Source organism: Paenarthrobacter sp. GQ52 (genome assembly GCF_059759005.1).
The window spans coordinates 117,865-126,551 of the sequence record NZ_JCAXEJ010000013.1 but is presented as its reverse complement, the minus strand read 5'-3'; the positions used below and the strand labels follow the sequence as shown (position 1 = coordinate 126,551).

The window sequence follows — 8,687 nt, the reverse complement described above, 5'->3', positions numbered from 1 at the left end:
GCCGGCCTCTTCACACACCGTGTGCAGGCCTTCCTTCTTCACCAGGTTCTTGAGCTGGACGAACTCCGGCCCCATCTGGACCTTGGCCTTGATCCACTCAGGCTTACGTTCAACTGGGACCGCCGAGTTGCGCTGCTCAACGCGCAGCAACTTACGGCCTTCAGGTGCCAAGGTCACTGGAGTGCTCCTTCGGGTGTGGAAACGAGTGCTTCTTCGTGCTTGCTGAATTCTTCAACGAAGCGGTCAACGATGTCGGCGGGGTTGATGGTCCGGCCGGTTTCCAGCGACATGGTGGTGACGCTGGCGTCGGTGATGCCACAGGCGATGATCTGCGCATAGGGCGCGAGGTCATTGCTGCAGTTGATGGCCACGCCGTGCATGGTTACGCCGTCCAGGACCCGAATGCCGATCGCGGCAATCTTACGGTCGGGTCCTTTGTCATCGGCAAGGATCCAGACTCCGGCCCGGCCCTTCACGGTGACGGCCTTGATGCCGTAGTCCTGCATGACGGCGATCATGATGGCCTCAAGCCGTTCCACGTAGTCGCGGATACCGGCACGGTTCTTGAGTTTGAGGATGGGATAGGCGATGAGCTGCCCTGGGCCATGCCACGTCAGTTTCCCGCCGCGGTCCACGGGAACAACGGGAGTGCCGTCAAAGGGTCGCTCGTGGTCCTCCGTGAGTTTGCCGGCCGTGTAGACGGCGGCGTGCTCAAGGACCAAGACGGTGCTGTTCTTCTCGCCCGCAACAACTTTGTTGTGGATTTCGCGCTGCAGGTCCCAGCCCTGCATGTAATCTACGAAATCCGGGGCAAGACCCAGTTGTGAAAACTCAAGAGTCATGGGTTCAAGCTTAGACCCAGCAGGAGACTGGCCATGGTTTTGTGGTGAAGCTCTCAGTCGCATCCCGACCTGTTGAAGCGGGGAGTGGTCATGACACTGCCTGTGGATAACTTCTGCGGAAAATCCGGCAGTCGGGTACACCTTGTTTATGGAAACTCTGGACATTCCCGCAGCAGTGGCTCCCCACATCCCGGGCTACGTAATATCCCGCCCACTGGGCCAGGGCAGTAGTTCTACCGTTTGGCTTGCCACGAGGGATAAGGACGGTGCCCGGTTCGCGGTCAAATGTGCCAAAGCCGGTGCCGCTGGCGGCCTGGCAACGTCACGAGCCGAAGTTCTTGCCGACGCAAACCGTGAGATGAGGCTCCTCTCCCAACTCAAGCACAAGCACCTCATACGTGTTCACGAAATCCTCCACATGGAAGGCGCGGCTGAGGGAACACTGGGGATCGTCATGGATTATGCAGCGGGAGGTTCGCTGGCCAACCTGATGTCCGCGAGGGGGAAGCTCACGGTCGGAGAAGCCGTGACGATCCTGACTCCCATTGCCCAGGCATTGGATTATCTGCACGCCAACGGCACGGAACACGGAGATGTGTCACCCGGAAACGTCTTGTTTACAGCCGTCGGGATGCCATTGCTGGCGGACTTTGGCGTCGCCGCCAAGGTAGGCGACAAACCACACGACCTGGGCGTCGGAACGCCCGGATTCATGGAGCCAGGATCTGAATCGCCAGTGAACGGCGATATTTCCCGGGACACCATCCAACCGCAGCGGGACGTCTATGCCCTCGGCGCGGTCGGCTGGTACTGCCTGACCGGGACCACGCCGGAGCAGGAACAGGATCGTCCACCCCTGTCACTGCTGGTCCCGGAGGTTCCCAAAGCCCTGGCCGCAGCCTTGGAAGCTGCTCTAAGCGCAGATCCTCGGAAGCGTCCGTCGGCCAAGGAGCTAGGCACTGCGATCTTCAGGAGTGCTGCTCCCGAAGCCCTGGATTTATCAGGTGCCGTGCATTCCTCCGTTATTCCTGAATTGCTGACCCGGCGCGAGATATTGGGACGTTCACCGCGGCGCGCCACCCGTTCTTTAAGCCGGACTACCCGTTGGTTGAAGATCTGGTGGACATTGCTGCCGTTCACGCGCGCGCGGTCGCTGCCAACAGCCGAGCCTGGGCATCGCCGGAGCCGCAGGCCCGGTGGTGGGCTTGGCCGCCGGTGGGTTCTTTTGGCAGTGATGGGCGTACTGATTGGCGCTGCATCCTGGATTCTTTGGCAGCAGAACAGCACGACGACGGCGATGGTGCAGCAAGCGGCGATGGAAAGCGGCGTTGCCGACCCCGGTGAGGCGACGGAAGCCACACATGGCCTGGATCAAACGGACGCACAGGATCTGCCGGCTGCACTCGCCACCGGGCTCCAATCAGAGGATCCCTTAGTAGCCGTGTCCGCGCTGTCCGCCGTGCGTGACATCGCCTTGGGAGAACGGCGCCTTGACCTTCTGGATTTGGTCAACGCGCCTGGTTCGCAGGCCGAAGCGACCGACAAACAGGTGAGCGATTACCTGCGGGACGCTGGAACAGCGTTTGTTGGACTCCATACAGCGTTGACAGCCCTGACCGTGGAAGGACCCGCGCAGTCCGATCATGTGCTGGTGGAGGTTACTGCCGCCACGTCCGGCTATGAGGAACGCCTGGTGTCAGGGGCAGTTGTCAGGACCGGGGCCGCCGGGACACCGCAGCAGCTTCGGCTGGACCTGGTTCGTTCGGACGGGCGGTGGCGGATCTCCGGAATTTTCGACGCCGGTCCGGCCGGGTAAGGGGGCCGCTGAGCCCAAGCACATCTTCAGAGGGCCTTTTCCTGGCGCAGCCATGCCATGGCATCGGGGAGGGACGGGTGCAGCCAGTGGAAGCCGGCTTCCTGTAACCGCGCGGGCACCATTCGCTGGTTGGCCATCACGAGTTCATCGGCAAGGCCACCGAGAACCAGTCGCAGGGCGGGTCGGGGTACACGGAAGAAGGCCGGCCGGTTGAATGCTTTGGCGAGGCCCGCGACTATCGTGTTCACATCCGCGCTCTCCGGGGCGCAGACATTCACCGGACCGTCAATTTGTGCTTTAAGGAGGTACGCGAGGGCCCTGGCTTCGTCGGCCAAAGTGATCCACGGCCAATACTGGCGGCCGTTCCCAAAAGGTCCACCCAGACCGAGCTTCAACAAGGGGAACAGCGGCCCGAGCGCACCGCCGGAGGTGCTGAGCACGACGCCTGTCCGTGGCGTCACCACCCGAACGCCGGCCGGAGCAGTCCGTGCCATGCGCTCCCACTCAACGGACAGGCGGCCTAACACGCCGCCGCCGGGCCCGGAATCCTCCCTCAGCGCCCCATCGCGTGAGGCGCCGTAGTAGCCGGAAGCGGATTGGCTGATGAATGTTGCGGGCGGTTTGCCAAGTCGTCGCATGGCGGCGGTCAGGGTTTGAGTGGTCCGGAGACGGGATTCCGTGAGGACCTGGATCCGGCGTTTTGTCCATGGACGGTCGCCTATGCCTGCGCCCGAGAGGTTAACCACGGCGTCTGCACCGTCCAGGACAGCCTCATCCAGCTCACCCTTGGCTGGGTCCCACGTCCATTCAAGCGCTGACCCGGCTGGGCGCCGCACCAGCCGGATGACCTCATTACCGTCAGCAACCAGCTGCTCGGACAGGGCCGTCCCGATCATTCCCGAAGCTCCGGACATCACGATTCTCATGACCCATCTCACCATGGCGAACGCTTGTGGTGGAAACGACAGCGGATGCCGCAACTGAAGGGTGCCTCTTGACTATGATCGAACAATGACCTCCTCCAGCTACCTCCGTTTCCCGCATGTGCACGGCGATCTGGTCACCTTTGTGGCCGAAGACGACATCTGGATCGCACCCCTTTCAGGAGGCCGCGCCTGGCGGGTATCCTCCCAGCAACTGCCGGCAAGGAACCCACGGTTCACTCCGGACGGCAAGGCGCTGGTGTGGACCACTGTGGTGGGCACGTCACCGGAGGTGGTCACAGCCAACGTCGACGGCGGCGGGTACAGGCAGCTGAGTTACTTCGGGCACAGCACCACTAAGGTCAAAGGCTTCACGCCATCAGGGAACGTGGTGGTAACGAGCGCGTTCCAACAAGCCGAAAGCCGTCACACGTACGCTTACAGCCTCCCGCTGGACGGCGGCGCCGCCGTCGAACTTCCGTTCGGCCCGGTTGAGGCTGTTGCTTTTGGTCCGGAAATCGGTGACGAGAAGCCGGTAGTCCTGGCAAGCGTCCTCTCACGTGAGCCCGCCTGGTGGAAGCGCTACCGCGGAGGCACCGCCGGGAAGCTCTGGATCGATGCCGACGGCAACGGGGAGTTCGAGCGGCTGGTGGCGGAGATCGACGGAAACCTCACCGACCCATTGTGGATTCAAGGACGAATTGCCTTCCTGTCGGACCACGAGGGCTACGGAAACCTTTATTCCGTGCTTCCTGATGGTTCCGGACTGCGCCGGCATACGGACCACGAGGACTTCTACGTCCGGCACGCAAGCACGGACGGCACCCGGGTGGTCTTTGAATCGGCAGGCGAGATCTGGATGCTCTCGTCACTGGACGCGGATGCTGAGCCCGTCAAATTGAACATCACGCTTGGGTCGGCATCACCGGGGCGTCGCCCCGCACCGCTCAAGGCTTCCGCCCACTTGGGGGATGTCTTCCCCAACGTCACCGGTACGGCCAGTGCAGTGGAATCGCATGGCACCATCCACTGGCTCCGGCACAAGGACGGACCTTCCCGCGTGGTTGAGGCAACACCGGGCGTCCGCGCCCGCCTGCCCCGGCCACTTACTGACGGCCGGATAGCTTACGTCGCCGATCATGGGGGAGTGGAAGCGCTGTATATCAAGCGCATCGCCGCCCGCCTTTCGGCTGTGGTGGAGATTCCCAAAATTGTTGTTGAACAACCCGCCGCAGCTACCGAAGAATCAGCTCCGCTTCCCAAGCCGGTCGCGGCGTCGAACGTGCTGGGACAGGGAACCGCTTCCGCGCAGGCGGGCACCAGTGTCACACGGGCGTCCGAAGACCAAACCCGGACAACATCGGTGGAGCCGGTCAACGGTGAGCCATCCGCCGACACCGCGGGAGGCACAAAGACAACCGCGGTTTCCGCATCGGCGGAAGAATCAGCGGATCTCCGCCTTGAATTTCCCGCCTCTACCCGGACGAGTGCTTTGGAAGCCAGCCCGGATGGCCGCTGGCTTGCCGTGGGCACGTCTTTCGGCGATGTCTTCGTTGCGGACACCACGGCCGGCAAGCTGACGCGGCTTGTCAGCGTCGGTGAAGGCAGCATCGACGAACTGGCGTGGTCCAGCGACTCCCAGTGGCTCGTCTGGTCCGAGCCGGTAACGTCCTTCGGTTCGCGGAGCAAGCTGAGGATCGCCCGCCCGGCAGAGCCTGAGTCAGGAATCATCGATGTGACCGACGGCCGCTTCTGCGACGAGTCCCCGAAGTTCACCCCTGACGGAAAATTTCTGGCGTTCCTGTCCAACAGGAGCTTCGACCCCGTCTACGACGGTCACTCGTTCGACCTGTCCTTCCCGAGCCCCATCAAGCCGTACCTGGTTGCTTTGGCAGCGGACACGCCCTCGCCGTTTGGCCCTTCCGTAGACGCGCTGGAGGACGCGTCACCCGCCGCGACAAAGTCCGACGACGGCGAAGCGCCAGCCGTGCGCGTTGACCCGGAGGGACTTGCCCACAGGGTTATCGCTGTCCCCGTACCTCAGGGGAACTACTCAGACCTGGCTGTTGGTGACGGTGCACTGTTGTGGCTCGATACTGAGCTTTCCGGTGTCATGGGCGATGGGCGAGGCACCCTTCAGGACAAGAAAACGGCGCCGTCCTTGGTCCGGTATGACCTTGCCAAGCGCAAGCAGGCCACGCTCGTCAAGGCAGTGGACAGCTACCGCTTGTCGGGTGACCTTAGCCGCATCATCTACGTGCACGACAAGCAAATCACGTCCGTTCCCGCTGACAACAAGGTGGAGGAGGACTCCGCGGACCTCGTGAAGGTGGAGCTCAACAGGGTCCGGGTCATCTTGGACCCCGTGGCCGCTTGGGGCCAGGCATTCGACGAGGCCTGGAGGCTGCAGCGGGACTTCTTCTGGACCGCCGACATGGCAGGCCAGGATTGGGACTCTGTCTACAAGCGCTACCGTCCCATCGTGGACCGGCTTGGTTCCCACGATGACCTGGTTGACCTGCTGTGGGAAATCCACGGCGAGCTGGGAACGTCGCATGCCTACGTCAAGCCGGCCGCTGTTGCGGAGCCCGGACGAAACGGCCAGGGCAGGCTTGGAGCTGAGTTCCAGCTCGGCACCAACGGATGGGAAATTACCCGGATCCTTGCAGGTGAGTCTTCCGATCCGCTGGCTACTTCACCCTTGACCCGTCCGGGCGCGGACGCCAAGGTGGGTGACGTGCTGCTGGCGATCGACGGCGTCGAGCTTTCCGCGGTCTTGACGCCGGCAATGCAACTGGTGGGTTCTGCAGGCAGGACCGTGGAGCTCACCCTCTTGAACGGTGACGGTCATGGCGACGCTGCGGGTGTCCAGCGGCGCGTTGCCGTGGTTCCTGTCCGCGATGAGGAGCGGCTGCGGTACCAGGACTGGGTCCGGGCCAACCGGCGTACAGTCCGTGAGGCCTCGGACGGCAAATTCGGTTACCTGCATGTCCCGGACATGATGGCCAACGGCTGGGCGCAGCTTCACCGCGACTTGGATACGGAGACTGCTTTGGACGGCCTTATTGTGGATGTGCGGCGCAACCGCGGCGGACACACATCCCAGTTGGTTGCAGAACTGATCGGGCGCAAGGTCACAGGTTGGAGCATGCCGCGCGGTGAAAAGCCGAGGACATACCCGCACCACGCACCACGTGGACCCGTGATCATCCTCGCGGATGAATTCGCGGGATCCGATGGCGACATCATTACCCAAGTGTCCAAGCTGAGGGGCATTGGCCCCGTCATCGGAACGCGCACTTGGGGTGGTGTGGTGGGCATCGACAATCGCTTTTCGCTTGCTGACGGCACCGGGGTCACCCAGCCGCGATACGCCACATGGTTCAGTGGCGGGATCGGCTGGGACGTGGAAAACCGTGGCGTGGAGCCGGACATCGAGGTGCTGTTCCCGCCGCACGCCTACGCAGCCGGGACGGACCCGCAGCTGGAGTACGGAATTGGCGCGCTCAAGGAAATGATCCAGGAGCTGCCCACCGATCGGCCTCCAATGCGCGAGGGCTACCGCAAGGTCCGACCGGCCCCATTACCCTCGCGTCCCCAAAAGGCTAAATAAGCAGGCAAGTACAGAAGAGCCCCGCCACTTCCTCAGGGGAGTGGCGGGGCTCTTCTGCGTTTTGAAGGTGGTGTTACTGCGCGAGGGTGGCATCCAGGGTGATCTCGATGCTGGCCAGAGCGCCGGAAACGGGGCAGCCCGTTTTTGCATCTTCCGAGATACGGCGGAAGTCCTCTTCGGACAGGCCCGGAACCTTAGCGGTCATGGTCAGGTGGCTGCCAGTGATGCCTGTGCCGGGAACGAAGGTAACGTCAGCTTTGGTCTGAACTTCTTCAGCCGTGAATCCTTCGCCGGCAAGAGCGTGGCTGAAAGCCATGGAGAAGCAAGCGGAGTGGGCAGCGGCAATCAGCTCTTCGGGGCTGGTTTTGCCGCCGGACTGCTCCGTGCGTGCCTTCCAGGTGACATCGAACGTGCCCAGTCCTGAACTGTCCAGCGTAGTGTTGCCGGCGCCTTCAATCAGGTTGCCGTTCCAAACCGTGTGTGCGGTGCGTGTTGCTGCCATGTCCACTCCTTGGGGTCGTTGTGAGTCGGCAACCAGCCGTCGGCAGGTGCCATCGGGATCAATCCTATGGATTTGCCTGCCGGACCGCACGGCCATTCCGCTGACAGTGGATTGTGACCCTAGACTGGCGAAATGGATACTGAAGAACTTGTGCCTGCCAAGCGCAACCAGGGACCCAGAATCGCGTCCATCATGGTAAACGCCACTGACGCCGCCCGCCTGTCAGCTTTCTGGTCCGAGCTGCTGGACATGCCCGTTGCAGCGGAACATGAAGGTTTCATCTGGCTTCGGCCAGCTGAGCCGGGCCTTCCCCAGTTGGCCTTTCAACAGGTCGCCGCACCCACTGAAGGGAGGCGCCGCCTGCATTTGGACCTTCACGACGCCGACCCCTCAGCGCTGCGGCGCAAGGCTGAGACGCTGGGGGCTACTTTCGTCGAGGGGCAAGATGTCGGCGACTTCCATTGGGACGTCATGCAGGATCCCGAGGGGAACGAGTTTTGCATAGCCCAGGAGTGATCGCCTGCCCGGATTAGTTCCAGAGGGTCGCGATGGCGATGTTGATCAAAGCCAGGCCACCAACGCCGTGGGCCAGGCCGGTAGAGACCGGCTCGCCCTTCTTCACCTTACGTGTGCCGATAACTGCCAGAACGGCTACTGCCACACCGATGGCGAACTTCACGCCGAGCTTGAAATAGTTGGGATCGGCGTCGGGCAGCAAGGGGAACACACCCATCATGGCAATGCCCGTGAGGAGCTGGAGGAAGGCGCCGTCACGCTGGCGCGGGTGGACGGTTGGCTCCTTGAGGGTGGCGATCCAGTAGCCCACGATCATGGCTGCGCCGACGATGTGCAAGAACACCAAAATGTTGAAGAGAATACTCATGGCCCAAGCTTATCCAGTTGGTTCTACGTCCCGTAGCAAAGCCACGCTGACACCATGACGTGCTTGGATGCCAGCGGGCGGGCAAGCAGAAGGGCAGGTTACCGGTTT

General features: G+C 62.5%; 7 protein-coding genes and 1 pseudogene. 3 read left to right on the top strand and 5 right to left on the bottom strand.

Features of this window, described 5'->3' with window-relative positions; genetic code table 11:
- Positions 1–177 (bottom strand): annotated as a pseudogene (locus AC6CH8_RS16340) (lipoyl synthase); the annotation flags it as partial.
- On the bottom strand, positions 174–842 hold the full coding sequence (gene lipB, locus AC6CH8_RS16335) for a lipoyl(octanoyl) transferase LipB (RefSeq protein ID WP_178995561.1): 669 nt from the start codon (positions 840–842) through the stop codon (positions 174–176). The pseudogene AC6CH8_RS16340 and the gene lipB, both read right to left, overlap by 4 nt.
- A gap of 148 nt (positions 843–990) precedes the next feature.
- Here lipB and AC6CH8_RS16330 point away from each other — a divergent pair, with 148 nt between their 5' ends.
- Positions 991–2,658 (top strand): serine/threonine protein kinase, encoded by a 1,668-nt coding sequence (locus tag AC6CH8_RS16330; protein WP_498191498.1) that lies wholly within the window; start codon positions 991–993, stop codon positions 2,656–2,658.
- Positions 2,659–2,684: 26 nt separating this feature from the next.
- Here the strand turns inward: AC6CH8_RS16330 and AC6CH8_RS16325 are convergent, their stop codons facing one another.
- Positions 2,685–3,584, bottom strand: a complete 900-nt coding sequence (locus AC6CH8_RS16325) for a TIGR01777 family oxidoreductase (RefSeq protein ID WP_498191497.1) — start codon at positions 3,582–3,584, stop codon at positions 2,685–2,687.
- An 85-nt stretch (positions 3,585–3,669) separates the two neighbouring features.
- On the opposite strand from AC6CH8_RS16325, the gene AC6CH8_RS16320 reads away from it, so the two are divergent.
- Entirely contained in the window at positions 3,670–7,194 is a 3,525-nt protein-coding gene (locus tag AC6CH8_RS16320; RefSeq protein WP_498191496.1) for a S41 family peptidase, read from the top strand.
- A gap of 73 nt (positions 7,195–7,267) precedes the next feature.
- On the opposite strand, the gene AC6CH8_RS16315 is transcribed toward AC6CH8_RS16320, so the two are convergent.
- Positions 7,268–7,696, bottom strand: coding sequence for an OsmC family protein (locus AC6CH8_RS16315; RefSeq protein ID WP_026005506.1), 429 nt, complete (start codon positions 7,694–7,696; stop codon positions 7,268–7,270).
- A 132-nt stretch (positions 7,697–7,828) separates the two neighbouring features.
- Here AC6CH8_RS16315 and AC6CH8_RS16310 point away from each other — a divergent pair, with 132 nt between their 5' ends.
- The gene (locus AC6CH8_RS16310) at positions 7,829–8,212 is read left to right on the top strand and encodes a VOC family protein (RefSeq protein WP_091466692.1); all 384 of its coding nucleotides are present in this window, start codon (positions 7,829–7,831) and stop codon (positions 8,210–8,212) included.
- A 13-nt stretch (positions 8,213–8,225) separates the two neighbouring features.
- Here AC6CH8_RS16310 and AC6CH8_RS16305 read toward each other — a convergent pair whose 3' ends face one another.
- Positions 8,226–8,579: a hypothetical protein gene (locus AC6CH8_RS16305; protein ID WP_178995552.1), complete on the bottom strand. Its 354-nt coding sequence runs from the start codon at positions 8,577–8,579 to the stop codon at positions 8,226–8,228.
- Between the last annotated feature and the right edge of the window lie 108 nt (positions 8,580–8,687).

Coding starts and splice junctions, on each gene's coding strand:
- lipB (WP_178995561.1), bottom strand. CDS start 842: ATGACTCTTGAGTTTTCACAACTGGGTCTTGCCCCGGATTTCGTAGAT.
- AC6CH8_RS16330 (WP_498191498.1), top strand. CDS start 991: ATGGAAACTCTGGACATTCCCGCAGCAGTGGCTCCCCACATCCCGGGC.
- AC6CH8_RS16325 (WP_498191497.1), bottom strand. CDS start 3,584: ATGAGAATCGTGATGTCCGGAGCTTCGGGAATGATCGGGACGGCCCTG.
- AC6CH8_RS16320 (WP_498191496.1), top strand. CDS start 3,670: ATGACCTCCTCCAGCTACCTCCGTTTCCCGCATGTGCACGGCGATCTG.
- AC6CH8_RS16315 (WP_026005506.1), bottom strand. CDS start 7,696: ATGGCAGCAACACGCACCGCACACACGGTTTGGAACGGCAACCTGATT.
- AC6CH8_RS16310 (WP_091466692.1), top strand. CDS start 7,829: ATGGATACTGAAGAACTTGTGCCTGCCAAGCGCAACCAGGGACCCAGA.
- AC6CH8_RS16305 (WP_178995552.1), bottom strand. CDS start 8,579: ATGAGTATTCTCTTCAACATTTTGGTGTTCTTGCACATCGTCGGCGCA.